Annotated in this window: 24 protein-coding genes; 9 read left to right on the forward strand and 15 right to left on the reverse strand. The window is 72.2% G+C overall.

Going from position 1 to position 21628, the window contains the following annotated elements:
- Positions 1-193 precede the first annotated feature (193 nt).
- On the reverse strand, positions 194-1024 hold the full coding sequence (locus AB0G17_RS27730) for an NYN domain-containing protein (protein WP_361388688.1): 831 nt from the start codon (positions 1022-1024) through the stop codon (positions 194-196).
- A gap of 369 nt (positions 1025-1393) precedes the next feature.
- Here AB0G17_RS27730 and AB0G17_RS27735 point away from each other — a divergent pair, with 369 nt between their 5' ends.
- Positions 1394-1546, forward strand: a complete 153-nt coding sequence (locus tag AB0G17_RS27735; RefSeq protein WP_361388447.1) for a hypothetical protein — start codon at positions 1394-1396, stop codon at positions 1544-1546.
- 107 nt (positions 1547-1653) lie between these two features.
- Here the strand turns inward: AB0G17_RS27735 and AB0G17_RS27740 are convergent, their stop codons facing one another.
- The 4 genes from AB0G17_RS27740 to AB0G17_RS27755 all read right to left on the reverse strand — a co-directional run bounded on the left by AB0G17_RS27740 (position 1654) and on the right by AB0G17_RS27755 (position 4746).
- On the reverse strand, positions 1654-2259 hold the full coding sequence (locus AB0G17_RS27740; protein WP_361388450.1) for a MarC family protein: 606 nt from the start codon (positions 2257-2259) through the stop codon (positions 1654-1656).
- 205 nt (positions 2260-2464) lie between these two features.
- Positions 2465-3328 carry a PHP domain-containing protein gene (locus AB0G17_RS27745; protein ID WP_361388453.1) on the reverse strand — a complete coding sequence of 288 codons (864 nt, stop codon included), beginning with the start codon at positions 3326-3328 and terminating at the stop codon, positions 2465-2467.
- Positions 3329-3441: 113 nt separating this feature from the next.
- Positions 3442-4080, reverse strand: coding sequence for a DUF6758 family protein (locus AB0G17_RS27750; RefSeq protein ID WP_361388456.1), 639 nt, complete (start codon positions 4078-4080; stop codon positions 3442-3444).
- An 81-nt stretch (positions 4081-4161) separates the two neighbouring features.
- Positions 4162-4746, reverse strand: coding sequence for a suppressor of fused domain protein (locus AB0G17_RS27755; protein WP_361388459.1), 585 nt, complete (start codon positions 4744-4746; stop codon positions 4162-4164).
- A 425-nt stretch (positions 4747-5171) separates the two neighbouring features.
- Between AB0G17_RS27755 and AB0G17_RS27760 the strand changes: the two genes are divergently transcribed.
- A complete protein-coding gene (locus AB0G17_RS27760; RefSeq protein WP_361388462.1) occupies positions 5172-6299 on the forward strand; it encodes a magnesium and cobalt transport protein CorA in 1128 nt (375 codons plus the stop codon).
- On the opposite strand, the gene AB0G17_RS27765 is transcribed toward AB0G17_RS27760, so the two are convergent.
- The gene (locus AB0G17_RS27765) at positions 6277-7131 is read right to left on the reverse strand and encodes a DMT family transporter (RefSeq protein ID WP_361388691.1); all 855 of its coding nucleotides are present in this window, start codon (positions 7129-7131) and stop codon (positions 6277-6279) included. The two genes, AB0G17_RS27760 and AB0G17_RS27765, sit on opposite strands and share 23 nt — an antisense overlap.
- 182 nt (positions 7132-7313) lie before the next feature.
- Here AB0G17_RS27765 and AB0G17_RS27770 point away from each other — a divergent pair, with 182 nt between their 5' ends.
- Positions 7314-7829 (forward strand): hypothetical protein, encoded by a 516-nt coding sequence (locus AB0G17_RS27770; RefSeq protein ID WP_361388465.1) that lies wholly within the window; start codon positions 7314-7316, stop codon positions 7827-7829.
- A 199-nt stretch (positions 7830-8028) separates the two neighbouring features.
- Here the strand turns inward: AB0G17_RS27770 and AB0G17_RS27775 are convergent, their stop codons facing one another.
- The gene (locus AB0G17_RS27775) at positions 8029-8787 is read right to left on the reverse strand and encodes a hypothetical protein (protein WP_361388468.1); all 759 of its coding nucleotides are present in this window, start codon (positions 8785-8787) and stop codon (positions 8029-8031) included.
- A gap of 216 nt (positions 8788-9003) precedes the next feature.
- On the opposite strand from AB0G17_RS27775, the gene AB0G17_RS27780 reads away from it, so the two are divergent.
- From AB0G17_RS27780 to AB0G17_RS27790, 3 genes are read left to right on the forward strand one after another with little or no spacing between them, the layout of a single operon-like run.
- A complete protein-coding gene (locus AB0G17_RS27780; RefSeq protein WP_361388471.1) occupies positions 9004-10275 on the forward strand; it encodes a CBS domain-containing protein in 1272 nt (423 codons plus the stop codon).
- The gene (locus AB0G17_RS27785; RefSeq protein ID WP_361388474.1) at positions 10268-10849 is read left to right on the forward strand and encodes a DUF1003 domain-containing protein; all 582 of its coding nucleotides are present in this window, start codon (positions 10268-10270) and stop codon (positions 10847-10849) included. The genes AB0G17_RS27780 and AB0G17_RS27785 overlap by 8 nt, the downstream gene beginning before the upstream one ends.
- 40 nt (positions 10850-10889) lie before the next feature.
- Positions 10890-12023: an Mrp/NBP35 family ATP-binding protein gene (locus tag AB0G17_RS27790; protein ID WP_361388477.1), complete on the forward strand. Its 1134-nt coding sequence runs from the start codon at positions 10890-10892 to the stop codon at positions 12021-12023.
- Positions 12024-12181: 158 nt separating this feature from the next.
- Here the strand turns inward: AB0G17_RS27790 and AB0G17_RS27795 are convergent, their stop codons facing one another.
- From AB0G17_RS27795 to sigE, 5 genes are all read right to left on the reverse strand, one after another.
- Entirely contained in the window at positions 12182-12859 is a 678-nt protein-coding gene (locus AB0G17_RS27795; RefSeq protein ID WP_361388480.1) for a hypothetical protein, read from the reverse strand.
- 164 nt (positions 12860-13023) lie between these two features.
- Complete coding sequence (locus tag AB0G17_RS27800) at positions 13024-13488, reverse strand: sec-independent translocase (RefSeq protein WP_361388483.1); 465 nt, start codon at positions 13486-13488, stop codon at positions 13024-13026.
- Positions 13489-13642: 154 nt separating this feature from the next.
- Positions 13643-15391 carry a trypsin-like peptidase domain-containing protein gene (locus AB0G17_RS27805; RefSeq protein ID WP_361388485.1) on the reverse strand — a complete coding sequence of 583 codons (1749 nt, stop codon included), beginning with the start codon at positions 15389-15391 and terminating at the stop codon, positions 13643-13645.
- Between the two features lie 87 nt (positions 15392-15478).
- Positions 15479-16417: a zf-HC2 domain-containing protein gene (locus AB0G17_RS27810; RefSeq protein WP_361388488.1), complete on the reverse strand. Its 939-nt coding sequence runs from the start codon at positions 16415-16417 to the stop codon at positions 15479-15481.
- Positions 16414-17190, reverse strand: a complete 777-nt coding sequence (gene sigE, locus AB0G17_RS27815) for an RNA polymerase sigma factor SigE (protein WP_361388491.1) — start codon at positions 17188-17190, stop codon at positions 16414-16416. The genes AB0G17_RS27810 and sigE overlap by 4 nt, the downstream gene beginning before the upstream one ends.
- Positions 17191-17342: 152 nt before the next feature.
- Here sigE and AB0G17_RS27820 point away from each other — a divergent pair, with 152 nt between their 5' ends.
- A complete protein-coding gene (locus AB0G17_RS27820) occupies positions 17343-18047 on the forward strand; it encodes an O-methyltransferase (RefSeq protein ID WP_361388694.1) in 705 nt (234 codons plus the stop codon).
- A 125-nt stretch (positions 18048-18172) separates the two neighbouring features.
- On the opposite strand, the gene AB0G17_RS27825 is transcribed toward AB0G17_RS27820, so the two are convergent.
- Complete coding sequence (locus AB0G17_RS27825; protein ID WP_009997451.1) at positions 18173-18340, reverse strand: DUF3117 domain-containing protein; 168 nt, start codon at positions 18338-18340, stop codon at positions 18173-18175.
- Between the two features lie 310 nt (positions 18341-18650).
- On the opposite strand from AB0G17_RS27825, the gene AB0G17_RS27830 reads away from it, so the two are divergent.
- Positions 18651-19451, forward strand: coding sequence for an enoyl-CoA hydratase-related protein (locus AB0G17_RS27830; RefSeq protein ID WP_361388494.1), 801 nt, complete (start codon positions 18651-18653; stop codon positions 19449-19451).
- A 62-nt stretch (positions 19452-19513) separates the two neighbouring features.
- On the opposite strand, the gene AB0G17_RS27835 is transcribed toward AB0G17_RS27830, so the two are convergent.
- Positions 19514-20092: a DNA-3-methyladenine glycosylase I gene (locus tag AB0G17_RS27835; RefSeq protein WP_361388497.1), complete on the reverse strand. Its 579-nt coding sequence runs from the start codon at positions 20090-20092 to the stop codon at positions 19514-19516.
- Positions 20089-20412, reverse strand: a complete 324-nt coding sequence (locus AB0G17_RS27840; RefSeq protein WP_361388500.1) for a DivIVA domain-containing protein — start codon at positions 20410-20412, stop codon at positions 20089-20091. The genes AB0G17_RS27835 and AB0G17_RS27840 overlap by 4 nt, the downstream gene beginning before the upstream one ends.
- Positions 20413-20573: 161 nt before the next feature.
- Between AB0G17_RS27840 and folP the strand changes: the two genes are divergently transcribed.
- A complete protein-coding gene (gene folP / locus AB0G17_RS27845) occupies positions 20574-21434 on the forward strand; it encodes a dihydropteroate synthase (RefSeq protein ID WP_361388503.1) in 861 nt (286 codons plus the stop codon).
- Positions 21435-21628: the final 194 nt, after the last annotated feature.

Raw genomic sequence — 21628 nt, forward strand, 5'->3', positions numbered from 1 at the left:
CAGCGTGAACGCGTGACCTGCCGCAGGCGAACACCGCAACCTGAAACAGGAGACGCCTCACGTGGCGACCCACGACCTCAAAACCAGGTCACTAGCAGCAAGCACCGCACCGAAGCCGACCGGAACCACCGGACCTACCGGACCCACCGGACCCACCGGACCCACCGGACCCACCGGACCCACCGGACAGGCCCTAGTACTGCGACTGCAAGTGCTGCCAGAACCCGTCCCGCAGCGCCCGGCGCAGATCCGCGTGCCCCCGCAGCGACCGCTGGAGCAGCCGTTCCGCCTCGACCAGGAGGTCCTGGTCGACCGGGCCCGGCAGATACGGGTGGCCCGGCAGCAGCTGCGCCAGGGCCGCCCGGCCCCGCTCGGACAGCCAGGTCGCCGCGATCTGCGCACCCACGAACCGCACGTCGTCCCGCGTCGGGGTCGGCCCGCTGTCCTCGTACATCGTCACCGGCCGCCGGGTGACGTACGGCTTGCAGAAGTCGAGGTCGAACGTGCGCTGGCTGTCGACCTCCCACAGCAGCGGCTCCGCCTGGTTGCGCCCCTCCGCCGCCTCGATGCCCCAGAGGTGGACCCGGGCGCCGTACCCCTGCGCCGCCTCGACCGCCGAGACCAGGTCCTCGTCGCCGCCGATGAGCGCCGCGTCGCTGATGGCGCGGTGCCGGGCGAGGGACTCCAGGTCGGAGCGGATCAGTGAGTCGACGCCCTTCTGCTGGTTGTTGGCGTTGAGGTTGCCGAGGCGGACCTTGACGTCCGGAAGCTCGGCGATCGACTGCTGCTCGGAGGTGTGGATGCGCCGGCGCGCGCCGTCGTACCAGTAGACGCGGAGCAGCCGGCTGTCCGCGAAGATCGTGCGCGCCTTGTCGATGAACGCCTCGATCAGGCCCTCGGCGTCGAGGTCGAAGGACCGGCGGTCCTCGGTCCCGGCGACCAGCAGGCCCGCCGCCGCGTAGACATAGCCGGCGTCCACGAAGATCGCGTGCGTGGAGGGCGTCTTCGCCACCTCGGCCAGCATCCGCCGCAGCAGCTGGTTGGTGCGCTCCAGCTGGGCGCCGATGTCGGACGCGAAGGAGTCGCCCGGGGAGCCTGGGGCGCTCGTACCGCCCGGGTGGTCCGGGCCGCCGGGCCTGCCTGTGGTGTCGCCTGCTTCGCTCATCGGCTCCATTCTCCGTGGCGTGAGCGACCCCACACAACCGGTCGCCTTACCAGCCAGTATTTAGACCGTGAAAAAATTTCCTTAGCGTAGGGAATGTTTGCCAAGGGCAACCCGTTGAACAGACGTAACGGGCGGGCAACCGTCCGGACTCCGTGAGGGTGCAGGCTGAAGCCGCGCCACCCCGCACCAGCAGTTCTCCTTCAGGAGGATCAGACGAAGGGAGAAGCCATGCGCTTCGAAATCATGCGCCTCAACGACGTCGACGGCTCCGCCGTGGACAGCACCGTCGTGGACGCCGCCTCCGTCAACCGGATCGTGCAGCAGGCCGCCGCAATCGGCCAGCGCATCTACATCCGCCCGCTCGAAAGCTCGGCTTCGTAACGCGTAAGGATCTTCTACGCGGCAAGCCGAAGCGCCCCCGCACCGATCGGTGCACGGGGGCGCTTTTTGCTGCGGCGGACGGGGCCGGGACCGAGCCCTGGGGCAGGTCAGCTGCCGTGGATCACCTGGGTGACGCCGTTGATGATCTGCTGCACCGCGAGCGCGGAGAGCATCATGCCCGCGAGCCGCGTCACCAGCACCACACCGCCGTCCTTGATCACCCGGATGATCAGCAGCGAGTACCGCATGACCAGCCAGAGCACGATGTGCATCGCCAGGATCGCGGTCCACACCGCGACCTGACCGCCGAACGTGTCGTGGTTCTGGACCGCGAGGATCACCTGCACGATCGCGCCGGGACCGGCGAGCAGCGGCATGCCGAGCGGCACCAGCGCCACGTTGACGTCCTTGGTCTGCTTCGGCTCCTCCATCTTGCCGGTGAGCAGGTCGAGCGCGATGAGCAGCAGCAGCAGACCGCCCGCGATCATCAGCGCGGGGACGTCGATGTGCAGATACGCCAGGATCTGGTTGCCCACCAGACCGAACACGGTGATCACGCCGAGGGCCACGGCCGCGGCCTGCCACGCCATCTTGCGCTGCACCTTGGCGGGGCGGCCGGAGGTGAGCGCGAGGAAGATCGGTGTGATCCCGGGGGGATCCATGATGACGAAAAGGGTGAGGAAGAGGGAGCCGAAGACGGCAGCGTCGAACACGGTGGTGCCTTGCAGGAAGAGGGATGTACGGGGAAAGGGGGACCCCGCATGGCGGAGTCCTCCGGGGAGGGCAAGCGAAGGGGCCGGGGCTTGGCGGACTTGCGGAAGGCCGGGGCGGTACCGGCGCCCCTTGAGGGGCGCGGGGAACTGCGCGACCAGCCACAGACAACCCGCAGCCGAACAGACCGCACTCCTCGCGGAGCGCTCAGCGGCCGGTTCCGCCCGCGCCCGGGACGGGGAACGCGCCCGTCGCACGGCGGGTGATCTCGCCGTAGATCTCGGGGTCGGTGGTGCACTCCCCGAGCCGCGCGGCCTTGCGGCCGCCGTGGTAGTCGCTGGAGCCGGTGGTCAGCAGACCGAGCTCGGCGGCCAGTGAGCGCAGCCGCGCGCGCGTGGGCGCGTCGTGGTCCGTGTGGTCGACCTCGATGCCGTCGAGGCCGGCCGAGGCGAGCTCGGCTATCACCGTCTCGGGCACGACCCGGCCGCGCTTGAGGGCGAGCGGGTGCGCGAAGACGGTGACCCCGCCGGCGGCCTTGACCAGCCGGATCGCGTCGAACGGGTCGAGCTCGTGCTTGCCGACGTACGCGCGTCCGCCGTCCGCCAGCCACTCGGGCACGAACGCGTCCGACACCGAGCCGACGACGCCCAGTTCGACCATCGCCTCGGCGACGTGCGGGCGGCCGACCGAGCCGTCGCCCGCGATCCGCGCCACCTGCTCCCAGGTGACGGGGACGCCCAGCTCCTGGAGCTTGGCGACCATCCCCCGGGCGCGCGGCACCCGGTCGTCGCGGACCAGTTCGCGCTCGCGCGAAAGTTCCGGCTCCTCGGGGTCGAAGAGGTACGCCAGCATGTGCAGCCCGATGCCGTCGACGCGGCAGGAGAGCTCGGCGCCGGTCACCAGGGTCAGCCCGGCGGGCAGCGCCGCGGTCGCCTCCGCGTAGCCGCGGGTGGTGTCGTGGTCGGTGAGCGCGACGACGTCGAGACCGGCGGCCGCCGCGTTGCGGACGAGCTCGGCCGGGGTGTCCGTACCGTCGGAGGCCGTGGAGTGGGTGTGCAGATCGATGCGCACGCGTGACTCCAGGGCGTAGAACCGGCAGGGGGGACAATCAAGGATAACTGCGCGTAGCCCCTGTCCCGCCCGTAACGGCTGTGGCGGTCACCGCACTCGGGCGCGCAGGGGGATCAGGAGAGGATCCGCGGCGACAGCGCCCCGCACGGCACCAGCTCGACCTCGGCGCCGGCGTCGCGCAGATCGGTGAGGACCAGCTCGTCGTAGAGCAGCAGCCCCGACTGCTCGGGCCAGACGATCGCCCACAGCCACAGGCCGCGCGCCTCGCCCGCGAAGACCGCGCGGTCGTCGGGCGTGCCGGTCACGTGCCACAGCGGGGTGGGGCGCCCGGCCGCGAGGACCTTGGCCTGCGGCGGTTTGTCGACGCTCATGTACGGGCCGGGGTCGGGGCCGTCGATGCCCGCGTACCGCGCGCCAAGGCCCACGCCCAGCTCCTCCGCGACGAGCAGCAGCTCACCGATGCCGCCCAGCGGGCCGGGGCCGGAGCAGGCCACGGCGGTAGCGCGCCCGCCGCTGCGGTCGTCGCCCGCGCACGCCACCCCCGTGAAGAGCCAGCCGATCGGCAGCGGCCACGGCATCCAGATGGGCACCTTCGCCCGGTGCACCACGACGCCGAGGGCCTCGACGCTCGGGGGGACCACCGGTTGCAGCGGATGCACCGTCCCGTGCAGATCGCACTGCCAGGAGTCGGCAAAGAGACCGGGCGCCCTGACCCGGCCTCCGCACTTCGGGCAACTGGGTTCGCCCCTCATACATGCCAACGGTCCTCCCCGTCCCGCGCCGCGTCAAGGACGATCACCCGTCCGGCGTGTGGCAACCGGTGACGAAAGGCCCTAGTCCAGGCGTACCGACGTACGCAGCGGATCCCGCAGGTCCGTCCCGTTCGCCAGCCAGCGCTCCTCCAGCTCCTGCGCCCCCCGCACCCGCTTCCAGGCCGCCTCGTTGGCCGTCATCGGCAGCAGCGGCAGGAAGCGGACCGGGTCCATCGGGTCGTCGAGCTCCAGGTCCTCGACGAGCCCGCCCGGCTCGGCCACCAGGACCGAGCTGAACGGCGCGCCGGGCCACAGCGGTTCCCCGATGTCGAGCGAGGCGCCGGGGGCCACGATCACGCCCTCGACCTGCGGGGTGGAGGCGAGGACGGCGAGCGGCCGCAGCACCTTGTCCGTGTCGGCGAGCCCGGCCCGTACGGAGAGGACCAGCTCGGCGCGCGGGCCCTTGACCGGGTCGGCGAGGGCGGCGGAGGGGTCGGTCATGGGCTGGGCCGACATGCCGAGCGTGGCGTAGCGGACGATGTCCCCCTCGGCGAAGCGCAGCACCTCGATGCGGTCCGTACCGAGGAAGGTCACCGCGGCGCGCGCGTCCGGTTCACCGAGGGCGGTGCGCAGCCTGGCCTCGACGAGAGCAAGAACATCAACCATGCAGCGAGCATAGAAGGCGTATCGAACGGGCAAAGTGCGGACTTGACACTTGCGCCGACTGATAGTCTTGGCCGCTGTTCAGGGCAGCAGGAAGTCCCTCACGGGGGACCGGCCGGAGGAGGTGGGGCTGCGATGGATCGAAGTCGGCCTGGCAGTACCAACCGCTCTTCCGTGCGCCTTCGTTGTTCCCTGTGATCGAGACCTCCTTACCCGGCCGTTCCACCGGGAAACCTCTGAGTCTCATGGCATTTCGCACGACGGAAGAGCACATCGCCTCGCCCAGTCCGTTTCAGTAGCGAACGCCGTCACCGCACTCGCGGTACCGCCCGCTTTGCGGACGTACGCAGATACGCACTCGTCGCGTCACGTCCCCATTCCGGGCAGTGCCACGCCCGCCGGCGGCCTCTCCGCGAAGGAGTCCTGCCATGTCCATGATCCGTGACCTGCGCGCCGCGGTCCGCCCCTCGCTGCGCCCGTCGCTGCGCAAGGCCAGCGCCCCGCACAACTCGTACGACCCCACCCGCGACCCCTCCGCCAGCAGCGCCGTCGTCGACTGCGCGGTCTACCGCGACGGGCTGCGCATCGAGGCCGACTCCTGCCTCTCGCCGCGCGAGGCGATGCGGTACGTCCGAGAGGACGGCGGCTTCGCCTGGATCGGTCTGCACGAGCCCACCGAGGCCGAATTCGCCGGTATCGCGGCCGAGTTCGGGCTGCACCCGCTGGCCGTGGAGGACGCGGTCCACGCCCACCAGCGGCCCAAGCTGGAACGGTACGACGACACGCTCTTCACCGTCTTCAAGACCGTCCACTACGTGGAGCACGCCGAACTCACCGCGACCAGCGAGGTCGTGGAGACCGGCGAGGTCATGTGCTTCACCGGCCGGGACTTCGTGATCACCGTCCGGCACGGCGGCCAGGGCTCGCTGCGGGCGCTGCGCAAGCGCCTCCAGGACGACCCCGAGCTGCTCGCCAAGGGCCCCTCGGCCGTGCTGCACGCCATCGCCGACCAGGTCGTCGACGGCTATCTGGCGGTCGTGGACGCGATGCAGGACGACATCGACGAGGTCGAGATCGACGTCTTCTCGGCCCCGACCAAGGGCAGCCCGCGCGGCACGGACGCCGGGCGGATCTACCAACTCAAGCGCGAGGTCCTGGAGTTCAAGCGGGCGGTCTCGCCGCTGCTGCGGCCGATGCAGCTGCTCAGCGAGCGGCCGATGCGGCTGGTCGACCCGGACATCCAGAAGTACTTCCGGGACGTCGCCGACCACCTCGCGCGCGTGCAGGAGCACGTCGTCGCCTTCGACGAGCTCCTGAACTCGATCCTCCAGGCCAATCTGGCCCAGGCCTCGTTCGCCCAGAACGAGGACATGCGCAAGATCACCTCATGGGCGGCGATCATCGCCGTACCGACGATGGTGTGCGGGGTGTACGGCATGAACTTCGACCACATGCCGGAGCTGCACTGGAAGTACGGCTATCCGCTCGTCCTGGCCGCCATCGCCGGCAGCTGCCTCGTCATCCACCGCACGCTCAAGCGGAACGGCTGGCTCTGACGACCAGCGCCAGCCCGCCGAGGATCACCACGAGCGCGGGCCAGGCGAGCGCGGGCGGCCGCTGGCCCAGCCAGAGCGCCGCGATGAGGGCGGCGCCCGGCGTCTCCAGGAGGATCGCCGTGGACGTCACGGAGGCCCCCAGGCCGCGCACCACCCGGTTGAGCAGCGAGTGGCCGAGCAGCTGCGCGGCGACGGTGAGCGCGGCCAGCTTGACCCAGGTGACCCCGGAGTACGAGGTGAGGTCCGCCCCGCTCGCCAGACAGGCGCCGAGCAGCCCGGCGGCGGCCGTCCCGTAACAGAGGTAGGTGTACGGGACGGTGTCCACGGTCCGCCGGACCTCGGCGCCGAGCAGCACGTACCCGGCGGCTGCGACGCCACCGCCGAGCGCGAGCGCGTCACCGGCGAGGGCGCGCGGCGAAGTGGTCATGTCGATGCCGGTGAGCATCACGACGCCCGCGCAGGCGACCAGCGTTCCGGCCCAGACCATGGCGGGCGGCCGGTGGCCGCGCAGGCGCAGCGCGATGGTGGTCCAGATCGGCGTCGTGGTGCACAGCGCGGTCGAGGACGCCACGGACGTCATCCGCAGGCTCGGCAGCCAGAGCCCGAAGTGCAGCGCGAGCAGCGCCCCGGCGGCGACCGCGAGGCCCACCTCGCGCCGGGTCAGCCCGCGCAGCTGCGCCCGGTACCTGACCGCGGCCAGCGGGGTCAGCGCGCCGACGGCCATGGCGTTGCGCCAGAACGCGATGGCCAGCGCGGGGGCCGCCGTCGCGGCGATGAGCGGCGCGGAGAGCGACACGCTGGCGATGGCGACGGCGAGCAGCGCGAGGTCCAGCCGGGGGGCGGCCGGAGCAGCGGCGGCCGAGGCCGGGGTGGCGGCGGGCGCGGTGGTGGCGGCGGGCGCGGGGGTGGTGGGCACGACGAGAGAGTAAGGCGCTAAACATATTTACGGAACTGTCGATCCAGGCTGTGGACAACGCCGACACCCCCGTACCGGCCGTCCCATAAAGTGACCCCATGACACCTGCGCTGCTCGACCGGGCCCTCGTCGAGGAGGCCACCAAGAAGTCCGGGCTGATCTGGGTGCGCGGCACCGGGACCGCCGACCGCGCGCTGTGGCACGTGTGGCACGAAGGCGCCGCGTACGTGGTGGGCGGCGGCCCCGGCGAGCAGCCCCTCGAAGGCCTGGTCGACGGCGGCACCGCCGAGGTGACCGTCCGCAGCAAGGACAAGGGCGGCCGCCTGGTGGCCTGGACAGCGGCGGTGAGCGAGGTCGCGCCGCACGGCGAGCTGTGGGAGGCGGTGGCCACCGAGCTGAAGGCGAAGCGGCTGAACGCGCCGGACGGGGAGGCGGTGACGGGGCGCTGGGCGCGGGAGTGCCGGGTGCTGCGCCTGGCGCCGGTCGAGGTCAGCACGGAGATGCCCTCGGGCTCGCTGGCGGCCCGCCCGGTCGAGACCCCGGCGACCACCCGCCAGCCGATTCCGGCGGCGCTGCCGAAGCTGCTGCTGAAGCGGAAGCGGAAGCGGGCCTGAAGGTCGGTGGTTCGTCTGCGGACCGTCTGGGTTGCTCGCGCAGTTCCCCGCGCCCCTATGAATGCCGCTGCGCGGCAATCCCCTGGGCGGACCGGAGGGGCGCATCTTCAGGGGCGCGGGGAACTGCGCGACAGCCACAGACGGCCCGCAGACGAAGAACGAGCCGTTCCGCGGAGCGGGCAGGCGCAGGGGCCGGGCCCTACGTCTTCGGGAGTTGGCGGCCGTAATCCACCGTCGCGTCCTTCGACGGAGCCGCCAGGGCGAAGTCCTGGTTCCAGTCGACCAGTTCGAGCACGCCCGCACCGCCCGCGCGCTCGAAGCGCAGGGGGTACGGGATGCCCTGGAGCGAGATGTCGAGCGTGCCGCCCTCGCCGTCCTTGCCCGCCTTGACGCGGATCGTGCGCACCCCGCCGACCTTGGACCGGTCGCCCTTGGACAGCTCGCCCTGGAGCCCGAGCATGCCCCTCAGGAGCGCGCTCTTGTCCGTGAAGCCGCGCAGCTCCTGGTAGGAGGGGTCGCCCGAGGGCACCTTCACGTACTTGTCGTCGAGCTGCTTGCCCACCGCGGCCGCGCTGCCGGAGTCGCCGGAGCCCTTGTCGTCCCGGTGCGACCAGAACCCCGCGTCGGCCTTCAGATAGAGCTCGTCGCCCACCCGCAGCAGCCCGAACGTCGTGTTCTTCGAGGTGACCGTGCCGGTGGCGCCGGTCCCCTTCAGCCGCATGTCGATCTTGTACGAGCCGCCCTTGCTGACCAGCGTGCCGCTGAGGTGCACCGCGTCGGCGCCGTCCGCCGCCGTGCGCGCCTTGCCCTCGATGTCGGTGGCGGAGAGCTTGCCGACGCCGTTGGTCCCCTCGTCCGGATCCGAGGCGCACGCCGTGACGGCCGTGGCGAGCCCCGCGCAGAGCGCGACGGGGAGCGCGGCCCGGCGGGCGCGCACGGACAGGGAGCGAGTGGTCACCGGCACACGGCCTTTCGTCGGAGCGCGCGAGGTGGGGGGCGCGAAGTCGGGGTCGGCAGACCGCACCCTACCCGGGCCGTCTACGCTGCCCAGCAGAGAGCCGTACGGACGCCCCTCAAAGGCGTACCGGATGGTCACCGGCTAGCCTGAATCAGATATTCAGCGCCATTTCAGGCCACGACAGGGTCGGATCACGCTCAAGAGGAGGCGCACGGCATGGCGGCAGGCGCCCCCCGGATCTTCGTTTCGCACCTCTCCGGCGTCGCCGTCTTCGACCCCAACGGCGACCAGGTGGGCCGGGTACGCGACCTGGTCGCGATACTCCGCGTCGGCCGCCGCCCGCCCCGGCTGCTCGGCGTCGTCGTCGAAGTGGCCGGCCGCCGGCTGATCTTCCTGCCGATGACCCGGGTCAGCGGGGTGGAGTCCGGCCAGGTCATCACGACCGGCGTGGTCAATCTGCGCCGCTTCGAGCAGCGCCCCACCGAAAGGCTCGTCCTCGGCGAGCTCCTCGACCGCCGGGTCACCCTCGTCGAGTCCGGCGAGGAGGTCACGGTCCTGGACGTGGCCATCCAGCAGCTGCCCGCCCGCCGCGACTGGGAGATCGACAAGGTCTTCGTACGCCGGGGCAAGGGCGGCGCGCTGCGGCGCAAGGGCGAGACCCTGACCGTCGAGTGGTCCGCCGTCACCGGCTTCTCCCTGGAGGAGCACGGCCAGGGCGCCGAGAGCCTGCTCGCCACCTTCGAGCAGCTGCGCCCCGCCGACCTTGCCAACGTGCTGCACCACCTCTCCCCCAAGCGCCGCGGCGAAGTGGCCGCGGCCCTCGACGACGACCGGCTCGCGGACGTGATGGAGGAGCTGCCGGACGACGACCAGGTGGAGATCCTCAGCAAGCTGAAGGACGAGCGGGCCGCCGACGTCCTGGAGGCGATGGACCCGGACGACGCCGCCGACCTGCTCTCCGAGCTGCCCGAGGAGGACAAGGAGCGGCTGCTGACCCTGATGCAGCCGGACGACGCGGCGGACGTGCGCCGGCTGCTCTCGTACGAGGAGCGCACCGCGGGCGGTCTCATGACCACCGAGCCGATCGTGCTGCGCCCGGATGCCACGGTCGCCGACGCCCTCGCGCGCGTACGCCAGCAGGACCTCTCGCCCGCGCTCGCCGCGCAGGTGTACGTGTGCCGGCCGCCCGACGAGACGCCGACCGGGAAGTACCTGGGCACGGTGCACTTCCAGCGGCTGCTGCGGGATCCGCCGTTCACCCTGGTCTCCTCGATCGTGGACAACGACCTGCCGCCGCTGTCCCCGCAGACCCCGCTGCCCGCCGTGACCGCGTTCCTCGCCGCGTACAACATGGTCGCCGCGCCCGTCGTGGACGACAGCGGCTCGCTGCTCGGCGCGGTCACCGTCGACGACGTGCTGGACCACCTGCTGCCCGACGACTGGCGCGAGGCGGAGTTCCACGCCTCCGAGGGGGGCTCGGATGGCTGACCGCACCGAGGAGCGCGACCGCACGCGCGCGGCGGGGGCGAGCGCCATGCCGCGCGGCCCGCGCGCCCGTCTCGACCAGCCGCGCGCGCCCCGGCTGCGGCTGCTGCCGGCGTACGACCCGGAGGCGTTCGGCCGGTTCTCCGAGAAGATCGCCCGCTTCCTGGGGACCGGGCGGTTCATCGTCTGGATGACCCTGGTGATCATCCTGTGGGTGGTCTGGAACATCTTCGCGCCGCCGCCGGTGCGCTTCGACGAGTACCCGTTCATCTTCCTGACCCTCGCCCTGTCCCTCCAGGCCTCGTACGCGGCCCCGCTGATCCTGCTCGCGCAGAACCGGCAGGACGACCGCGACCGGGTCAACCTGGAGCAGGACCGCAAGTCCAACGAGCGCTCCATCGCCGACACCGAGTACCTCACCCGGGAGATCGCCGCGCTGCGGATGGGCCTCGGCGAGGTCGCCACCCGGGACTGGATCCGCTCGGAACTGCAGGACCTGATCAAGGAGATGGAGGACCGGCGCGTCGTATTCCCGCCGGAGGCTCCCTACAGAAGTGACGAATCAGACCGCCGCTAGGCCTTTCCGGGGGCGGCACCCGGCGCCGTACCATCTCCATATGGTTACGGATGACGCGGTGCGCGAAGCACTGGCGACGGTGAACGACCCAGAGATCCACCGCCCGATCACTGAGCTCGGCATGGTCAAGACGGTCGAGATCGGGACGGACGGGGCGGTCGCTGTCACGGTGTACCTGACGGTCTCCGGCTGCCCGATGCGCGACACGATCACGAAGAACGTGACCGAGGCGGTCGAGCGGGTCGAGGGCGTCACGCGCGTCGACGTCACGCTCGACGTGATGAGCGACGAACAGCGCAAGGAGCTCGCCGCGTCGCTGCGCGGCGGCACCGCCGAGCGCGAGGTGCCCTTCGCCAAGCCCGGCTCGCTGACCCGGGTGTACGCGGTGGCGTCCGGCAAGGGCGGCGTCGGCAAGTCCTCGGTGACGGTGAACCTCGCCGCGGCGATGGCGGCGGACGGGCTGAAGGTCGGTGTCGTCGACGCCGACATCTACGGGCACTCGGTGCCCCGCATGCTGGGCGTGGACGGCCGTCCCACCCAGGTCGAGAACATGATCATGCCGCCGTCGGCGAACGGCGTGAAGGTCATCTCCATCGGTATGTTCACCCCGGGCAACGCGCCGGTGGTCTGGCGCGGGCCCATGCTGCACAGGGCGTTGCAGCAGTTCCTGGCCGACGTCTACTGGGGCGACCTCGACGTCCTGCTGCTCGACCTGCCCCCGGGCACCGGCGACATCGCGATCTCGGTGGCCCAGCTGGTCCCGAACGCGGAGATCCTGGTCGTCACCACCCCCCAGCAGGCGGCCGCCGAGGTGGCCGAGCGGGCGGGCTCGATCGCGGTGCAGACCCACCAGAAGATCGTCGGCGTGGTCGAGAACATGGCGGGCCTGCCCTGCCCGCACTGCGACGAGATGGTCGACGTGTTCGGCACGGGCGGCGGCGAGAAGGTCGCGGAGGGCCTGACGAAGACGACCGGCGCGAACGTGCCGGTGCTCGGCTCGATCCCGATCGACGTGCGCCTGCGCGAGGGCGGCGACGACGGCAAGCCGGTGGTCCTCTCCGACCCCGACTCCCCCGCGGGCGCGGCCCTGCGGGCGATCGCGGGCAAGCTGGGCGGCCGCCAGCGCGGCCTGTCGGGCATGTCGCTGGGGATCACGCCGAGGAACAAGTTCTAGGCAGCGGATACGAGTAAGGGGCGCCCACAATGACGGGGCGCCCCTTACTTGTGCCCGAGGTTACGTCTGCCCGAGGCACGGCCCCCTGGGGGCGCGGGGAACCGCGCGGCCAGCCCAGCACGCTCCGCAGACAGACACCCGCCCACCGCAGCGGAGCGTCACGCGTACGACGTGATGTCCTTGACCACGGCGAACCCGAGCCCGTACGCGCTCAGGCCGCGCCCGTACGCACCCAGATGCACCCCGCCCCCGGCGGAGCCGGCCAGCACCCACCCGAACTCGGACTCCCGGTAGTGGAACGGCGTGGCGACCCCGTCGACCGGCAGCGAGAGCGTGGTCCAGTCCGCCCCGGCCAGATCGTCCGCAAGCTCCCACGCCGCCTCGGTCTGCTGGTCCAGCCAGTCGTTGCGCAGCACGTGGTCCATCTGGGCGGGCCAGGTGAACGAGAGCAGCCCGGAACCGGCCAGCCACGCCGCGGAGGAGACCGAGGTGGCCTCCAGCACCCCCGTACCGTCGCCGCTGCGCCGCGTCGGGTTGGCGGGGACGCTCACGACCACCGCGAAGCGCTCGCGGTCGGCGGCGGAGCGGTCGGCCGCGTCGGGCCGTATCGACGGCTCGTCGCCGTGGCCGGTGGACCCGTGCTGCACGGTGCCGTCCGCCGCCGTGGCCACCTGCATCAGCCAGCGCGGCCCGGTGAAGGCCTCGTCCAGGCCGTACCAGGCGAACGGCGCCCGCAGATAGCCGTCGACCGTACGCCGGGCCGCCGGCACCCCTTCCGGTGTGGACGGGGTGTCCTCGGTGGGCCCCTGTGCCGTAACCCGACTCGTCGTCTCCACTGCCCGGCCGCCTCCTCGATCCGTAGGTGTCCGGAGCGGCCCGCCCCCCTCGGGCGACCTGGCTGCCGGACCTATGGAGGATAGCCACCCCGGCCGTGCCCACCGGGAATGACGGTCCGGACGTGGCTCAGATTGACGTCCTGTACGAAATCCGGGGGGTTGTGTCAGGTGGCGTCGGCGTCGAACGGGGGGCGCTCGCCGGGGTCGAGCTTCTCGCGCTTCTTGAGGAGGTCGGGCGTGCCCGCGACCCCCGCCGCCGAGCCGTTGGCGGCCGTCGTGGCGGCGGCGGACCCGGTCACGCTCTCGCGGCCGTGCACCGCGTCCGCGACCTCTTCCATGTCCTTGCGCAGGTCGAAGCTGTTGCGGATCTCCTTGAGACCCAGGTCGTCGTTGTCCATGAGCTGCTTGCGTACGAACGTCTTCGGGTTCAGGTCCTCGAACTCGAAGTCCTTGAACTCCGGGCCGAGTTCCGCGCGGATGTCCGCCTTGGCGGTCTCCGAGAAGCTGCGGATCTTACGGATGAACCCCGACACGTCCTGGATCAGCTTGGGCAGCTTGTCCGGGCCGAAGATGAGCACAGCGAGGACCACGAGGGTGACGAGCTCCATGGGCCCTATGTCGTTGAACACCTGCTGCTCCTCGTGGCTCTGCTCCCGGGTCCAGTCATGGACCGCTCCACGGTACCCGCCGAAACTGTCGAAACGGTACCTTCCCGGTGACCTTTGGCCGCCGCTTGCCCCACGGGTGACCGAGAGGGACCCATGGGGCAGGGCGGGCAGTACGTCAGGAGGTCGCCGAGCCGAGGGTCAGGGTGAGCCGCTGCTCCTGGCCGCCGCGCTTGAGCGTCAGCTCCAGACGGTCGCCGGGGCGGTGCGAGCGGATCTTGACGATCAGCTCCTCGGCACTGTGCACCCGCTGGCCGTCGACCTTGGTGATCACGTCCTCGGGCTTGATGCCCGCCGTGGCACCGGGGCCGCCGGGCAGCACGGACGGCTTGCCATCGGCGGCCTTGGTGCCGACCCGGGCGCCGTCGCCGGTGAACTTCATGTCGAGCGTCACCCCGATGACCGGGTGGGTGGCCTTACCGGTGTTGATCAGCTCTTCGGCGACCCGCTTGCCCTGGTTGACCGGGATCGCGAAGCCCAGCCCGATGGAGCCGCCCTGGCCGCCGCTGCCGCTGTTGCCCGCGGCGCGGATCGCGCTGTTGATGCCGACGACGTGGGCGCGCGAGTCGAGCAGCGGGCCGCCCGAGTTGCCCGGGTTTATCGGGGCGTCGGTCTGGAGCGCGTCGACATAGCTGACGTCGCTGCCGTCGCCCTTCTCGCCGCCCGCCGTGATCGGGCGCTCCTTGGCGCTGATGATGCCCGAGGTGACGGTGTTGGAGAGGTCGAAGGGGGCGCCGATGGCCACCACCGGGTCACCGACCTGGACGTTGTCGGAGTTGCCCAGCGGCAGCGGCTTCAGCCCGGAGACACCGGTGACGCGGACCACGGCGAGGTCGTACCCGGAGTCCCGGCCGACCACCGTGGCGCGGGCGGTCTCGCCGCCGCTGAACGTCACGCTGATGTCGCCGGACGAGCCCGCGGGCTCCACGACGTGGTTGTTGGTGAGGATGTGCCCGGCGTTGTCGAGCACGAAGCCGGTGCCGGTGCCGGACTCGCTCTCCCCTCTGACGTGCAGAGTGACCACGCCCGGCAGGGCGCTGGCGGCGATCCCGGCGACGCTGTCGGGCGCGCGCCCGGTGGGCCCCTTGCCGGCCTGCGGCAGATCGACGTGCGTGGTGCCGGTGCGCTCGATGTACGCGCCGACGCCGCCGCCGATGCCGCCCGCGACCAGCGCGAGGACCACGGCCCCCAGGACGAGCACCCCGCGCCGCGACTTCCGCTTCCCCGGCACCCCGGCCGTGCTCAGCGGCCGCCCGGCCGCACCCCAGGGGTCGTACTGCATCCACTGGGACGAGGGCGGGGCAGGAGTCGCGCCTTCGGGGACGGGGTACGGGGCCGGGGCCGGGGCTGGAGTCACACCCTCGGGTACGGGGTACGGGGCCGGGGCCACGCCTTCCGGTGCGGGGTACGGCGCCGGGGCCGGGGCCTCCGGGGTCGGGTACGCGCCCTGGGGCGGCACCGGCCCGGCGGGCGGTGCCGGACGCTGCACGGGCGGCGCGGGCGCCCACGGCCCGGGCCCGCCGTACGGCGGCGTCCCGTACGGATCCGGCGCGTGCAACGGCCGCCGGGGCGGCTCGGTGCCCTCGGGCCGGGCGGGGTCGTGGTCGGGCTCATCGGCCGGCGCGGGCGGCGCGAGCCGATACGCGGACTCGTCCTCGACGGGCTCCCCCGGAGCGAGCGCGTACGGCCCTTCCTCGTCGCCAGAACCTTCCGGCGCCCCGGAAGCCCGCACCTCCGTCGCCCCAGGAACCACCGAATCACTGTGAACCGGCTCACCCTGGACCGACGCGTCCCCGCCCACCGGCTCACCCGGCACCGGCGCCTGCGGCGCCATCCCCTTGGACCCGGTGGGCTTCCCGTCGTTCATGCTCTCCCCGCAACTGTGCCGCGTGCCCCCGGGGGCACCCCTCCCACGGATTCAACCAGGTTTGCCGGGAGGAGCGCAGGGCACGGGTCAGTGACGGGGAGCCGCCAGAGGCGTCGGCGACGAGGACGGGGTCGCGCCCGGGAGCGCGGGCACGGGCGAGCCCGGCCGCACCGCCAGGGTGGCGACCGCCGGCCGTATCAGCGGAGGCAGTGACGAACTGCTCAGCAGAGCCGCGCGGAAGGGATTGCCGAACGGCTGCGGGGCCGGCTGGGACGGCACTCCGTTGAGCCCGGCCAGCCCCATCGCCACCGGCGCCGTGGACTCCGGGGCCACCGGTGCGCGCGCCGAACCGCCCCGTCTGCGCTCCGACTCCATGGACAGGGGCGACAGGGGCGCCCGCGAGGCGGGAGTGGCCGACGGGCTCTGGGCGCGCAGCGGCGTGACCGTGCTGCCCGAGCCGTCGCCCCGGGCGCTCGTCTCCGCTCCTGAGTCCGACGGGACCGCGCCGCCGAGCGCGATCGCCGCCAGGGAGACCGCGCTGGCGGCGGCGAAGGCGATTCTGCGCCCGCGCCACGGCGAGCCGGAACGCTCCTCGGAGCGGGCCACTTCGTGGATCCGGAAGCCGCGGCCGGGCAGCCCGCCGCCGAGAACGGTCGCATGGGCCCCGCCGGGCACATAGCCGAAGCCCCCGACCGGGTCGTGCGGATCGCTCAGGGCTCCGGGCGAGAAGACTCCGCCGGCAAGGCGGCCCCCGCCGAATGGTCCCCGACCGTCGTCGTCACCTCCGGGTCCCCCGGGCAGCCCCTGGAGCCGGGCCAGCAGGCCCTCGGAGGGGGCGGGTGGTGCCGTCTGCGCGAAGACGCTCTTGACGCGGCGCTGCGCGTCGGCCTCCGCCTTGCACTTGGGACAGGTGGCCAGATGCGACAGGACCCGCTCGCGCGCGTCATGGCTGAGCTCGCCGTCGACCAGGGCGGCGAGGCGGTCCCCCAGGTGCTGCTCGGCGGGGGTGGGACTGGTGCCGGTCACGCGGTCCCCTCTCCGGCCGCCCCCGGGGCGCCTGGCGCCACCCCCGCGAGGGCACGCTGCTGCTCGGCACGGGCCTCGGGCGAGCGGTGCTTCAGGGCCTTGCGCAGATGCGAGCGGCCGCGGTGGATCCGGCTGCGCACGGTGCCGAGCTTCACGCCGAGGGTGGCGGCGATCTCCTCGTACGACAGGCCCTCGATGTCGCAGAGGACGACGGCGGCGCGGAACTCGGGCGCGAGGGTGTCCAGCGCCTGCTGGACGTCGGCGTCGAAGTGCGCGTCGTTGAAGACCTGCTGGGGGGAGGGGTCGCGGCTGGGGAGGCGCTCGGCCGCGTCGTCGCCCAGGGCGTCGAAGCGGATGCGCTGGCGGCGGCGGACCATGTCCAGGAAGAGGTTGGTGGTGATCCGGTGCAGCCAGCCCTCGAACGTGCCCGGCGTATACGTCGACAGCGAGCGGAAGACGCGGACGAAGACCTCCTGGGTGAGGTCCTCGGCGTCGTGCTGATTGCCCGTCAGGCGGTAGGCGAGGCGGTAGACGCGGCCGCTGTGCGTGCTGACGATCTCCTCCCAGGTGGGAGGGGTCCACGCCGGGGAATCCGCGTCGGCGAAGGTCGCGGTGGCTGCGGATGCTGCGGCGGTGGAACTGTCAGCGGTGTAGGTCACGGATTTCGGCTCACCCGCCGACCTGAGAAAGCGCCGGAGCACTCCTCCCCGATCCACAGGCGCAGCCGCACCTCCCCTGTCGGCTCTGGTGGTGTCCAGCGGAGCCCCTACCATAGCCACCTCGCCCGTTAGCTCCGGATAAGAATCTTTACGCGCATTTGGGGCCGGCTTCGTGCCCCTCGAACCGCGTTGCTTCCCGGACCGCTCGGGGACCGGGATTTCGTACTCGTACATGTCTCCCCCCGCCCTTCATAACGCCCGGTCCCATCTGCGGGTTCCCGGGCGCAGCGGATACAGTCACCGTTGCGCGCCAACTACGGGGACAGGAGAGGGCCATTACCGCCAACCGGCAGACGAGCTGGGCGTTCGCCGACGCCTTTGTCGCCGAGGACGACGCGCTGCGCTGGGCCCGCGAGCGGTCCCGGGAGGCAGGACTGCGTTCGGTGTCCCCGGGGACCGGCGCGGCGCTGCGCCTGCTCGCTGCCACCGCCGACGCCAAGGCGGTCGCCGAGATCGGCACCGGAACCGGCGTCTCCGGGATCTATCTGCTCCAAGGCCTGCGGCCGGACGGCGTGCTGACCACCGTCGACCCCGAGGCGGACCGCCAGCAGTTCGCCAAGCAGGCGTTCCGCGCGGCGGGCTTCGCCGGGAACCGGGCGCGTTTCATCCCCGGGCGCGCTCTGGAGGTCCTGCCGCGCCTCGCCGACGGCGGATACGACCTGGTGTTCTGCGACGGCGACCGTACGGAGTCCCTGGACTACCTCGCTGAATCGTTGCGCCTGCTGCGGCCCGGCGGGATCGTCTGCTTCGAAGGAGTCTTCGCCGACGGCCGTACGGTCGACTCCGGCGTCCAGCCCGCCGAGGTACTGCGGCTGCGCGACCTGCTGCGGACCGTACGCGAGAGCCAGGAGCTCGTCGGGTCGCTGCTGCCGGTCGGCGACGGCCTGCTGTGCGCCGTGAAGCGCGGCTGACGGCGTTCCGCGGGGCCGCGTGGCTCCGGCGACCGCTCCGCGCGGCCCCGAAAACTACTCCGCCCCGGGCCGGTACGTGTGTACCGGCCCGGGGCGGGGGCAGATTATGGGTCAAGCCCGCTGAATCAGCCGACGACCTTCTTCAGAGCGTCACCGAGCGCCTCGGCCTCGTCCGGGGTCAGCTCGACCACAAGCCGTCCGCCGCCTTCGAGCGGAACGCGCATGACGATGCCCCGCCCCTCCTTGGTCACCTCGAGCGGGCCGTCGCCCGTCCGCGGCTTCATGGCCGCCATGCTGTTTCCCCTTCCTGAAACCAGCTCATCGCAGCCGGCGGCCCCATGACAGGCACCGTGTTACCGGCATCGAACACATTGCTTCCAGGTCATTATCCCGCATCGCAGGACCCGATGACCAACATCGGTCGGCATCGCTTGCGCAACGCGCTCTATCAAAACCACCCAATTCGGCGATCCGCCTGCGATACTTCGCCACCCCCGGTCCGGGCGGTGGCCGAGATTGTTTGACGCAGGTCACATGTGCGGCGCCGATGATCTCCGCCATGCTGGGCGGACACGACACCGCAAACCGAGGGGACCCATCCCAATGGCCGACACCGTGCTCTACGAGGTGACCGACGGGCTCGCGACGATCACGATCAACCGTCCCGACGCCATGAACGCCATGAACACCGAGGCCAAGGTCGCCCTGCGGGACGCGGTACGGGCCGCCGCGGCGGACCCCGCGGTACGGGCGGTCCTGCTCACGGCGACGGGCCGGGCGTTCTGCGTGGGCCAGGACCTCAAGGAGCACGTGGCCCTGCTCAAGGCGGACCGCGAGGCGGGCACCGGCTCCACGATGAGCACGGTCCGCGAGCACTACAACCCGATCGTGAAGGCCCTCACCGAGATGCCCAAGCCGGTCGTGGCCGGGGTGAACGGGGTCGCGGCGGGCGCTGGCTTCGGCTTCGCGCTGGCCGCCGACTACCGGGTGGTGGCGGACACGGCCGCCTTCAACACCTCGTTCGCGGGGGTCGCGCTGACCGCCGACTCGGGCGTCTCCTGGACGCTCCCGCGCCTGATCGGCCACTCCCGCGCCGCCGACCTGCTGCTCTTCCCGCGCTCGGTCCCGGCGCGCGAGGCGTACGACCTCGGCATCGTCAACAAGCTGGTCCCGGCCGCCGAGCTGGCGGCCGAGGCGGCGGCCGTGGCCCGCGCGCTGGCCGACGGCCCGACGCTCGCGTACGCGGCCCTCAAGGAGTCACTCGCGTACGGGGCGGGGCACTCGCTGGCCGAGGCGCTGGAGAAGGAGGACGAGCTCCAGACCCGGGCGGGGGCCTCCGAGGACCACGGGATCGCGGTGGCCGCGTTCCTGGCCAAGGAGCAGCCGAAGTACGTGGGCCGGTAGAAGTACCTCTCCGTTGGGCCGAACGGGGTACGCGCAGGCCGCGTACCCCGTCCACGCGCGCGTCAGGCGCCCCTGGCGACGCAGTCGGCGAGGTGGTCGTCCACCAAGCCGCACGCCTGCATCAGCGCGTACGCCGTCGTGGGGCCGATGAAGCGCAGGCCGCGCTTCTTGAGCGCCTTGGACAGCGCCGTCGACTCGTCGGTGACCGGAGGAACGTCCGCCAGGGTGCGCGGGGCCGGGCGGGAGGCGGGGTCCGGGGCGTGCGACCAGATCAGCTCGTCCAGCTCGCCGGGGGCCCAGTCGGCCAGCACGCGCGCGTTGGAGAGGGTCGCCTCGATCTTGGCGCGGTTGCGGATGATCGATTCGTCGGCCAGCAGCCGCGCCGCGTCCTCGTCCGTGAACGCGGCCACCTCGGCGATCCTGAAGTCGGCGAAGGCGCGCCGGAAGCCCTCCCGGCGGCGCAGGATGGTGATCCAGGAGAGGCCCGACTGGAAGGCCTCCAGGCACAGCCGTTCGTAGAGGGCGTCGTCGCCGTGGACCGGGCGGCCCCACTCGGTGTCGTGGTAGTCGACGTAGTCCGCGGTGGACAGCCCCCACGGGCAGCGCAGCCGGCCGTCCGGGCCGGGGATGGCGGTGCTCACTCGGGCTGCTCCTCGTCGCGGGGGGCGTGGGCGGCGCTGAGCGCCTCCTGCAGGTCGGCGATCCGGTCGTCGCGCTCGGCGAGCTCCGCGGCGACGCGGCTCAGTACGTCGTCGACGTCGGCCATCCGGTAGCCGCGCGCGGCCACCGGGAGCCGCAGCGCGTCGATGTCCGCGCGCTCGACGGGGCGGCCCGCGGGCAGCGGGTCGGAGAGCCGCTCGGGGCCCGTCTCGGGCAGTACGGCACCGTCGCCGCCGCCCACCACGGCCAGCGTGACCGCGGCGACCACCACGACCATGGCGCTCAGCAAGAACCAGAACACGCGCGAAGCCTCTCCCCGGAAGCCGGAAACCGTCGGGTCCGATCGTGCCATGCGGAGCTGGGAGTTAGGGTCTGTCGGGCGGCGCAGGCCCGACCCGCCCGACACGGAACCGGACCCGGAGCCCGAGGTCACGGGGGTCTTACCCGAGGAGGAAACAGCGGATGCTGCGGCTGGGACGGCGCGAGTTCGACGCGCACGAGCCGGTGATCATGGCGATCGTCAACCGGACCCCGGACTCCTTCTACGACCAGGGTGCGACGTTCCGGGACGAGCCCGCGCTGGCCCGCGTGGAGCAGGCGGTGTCAGAGGGGGCTGCCATCATCGACATCGGCGGGGTCAAGGCGGGCCCCGGCGAGGAGGTGACGGCCGAGGAGGAGGCGCGGCGCACGGTCGGCTTCGTGGCCGAGGTGCGGCGGCGGCATCCGTCCGTGGTGATCAGCGTCGACACCTGGCGCCATGACGTCGGCGAGGCGGTCTGCGAGGCGGGCGCGGACGTGCTGAACGACGCGTGGGGCGGGGTCGACCCGAAGCTGGCGGAGGTCGCGGCGCGGTACGGGGCGGGTCTGGTGTGCACGCACGCGGGCGGCGTGGAGCCGCGCACCCGGCCGCACCGGATCGCGTACGAGGACGTGATGGAGGACATCCTCCGGGTCACGGTCGGCCTCGCCGAGCGGGCGGTCGCGCTCGGGGTGCGGCGGGACGGAATCATGATCGATCCCGGTCATGACTTCGGCAAGAACACCCGCCACAGTCTGGAGGCGACCCGGCGGCTCGGCGAGATGACGGCGACGGGGTGGCCGGTCCTGGTCTCCCTCTCCAACAAGGACTTCGTCGGCGAGACGCTGGACCGGCCGGTCAAGGAGCGGGTCCTCGGGACGCTGGCCACGACGGCGGTGTCGGCGTGGCTGGGGGCGCGGGTGTACCGGGTGCACGAGGTCGCGGAGACCCGTCAGGTGCTGGACATGGTGGCATCCATCGCGGGCCACCGGCCGCCGGCGGTGGCCAGGCGGGGGTTGGCTTAGCCGCACTTCCCCCGCGCTCCGGACCACCCAGGGGCGGGGGGAACTGCGCGAGCAACCCACCACGGTCCGCAGCCGAAGGGCAGCCCTCGGAGAGTCTCGGGAAGGGGCGGGGTGGGGCGCTGTCGGCCTGAGCCTGTGCGGGAGAGTCGGCGGGCCGGTCCGGCCGCTCCTCGGGCGCGGAGTTCCGGCTGCGG

The sequence above is a fragment of the Streptomyces sp. NPDC023838 genome, from assembly GCF_040639555.1.
Taxonomy (GTDB): Bacteria; Actinomycetota; Actinomycetes; order Streptomycetales; family Streptomycetaceae; genus Streptomyces.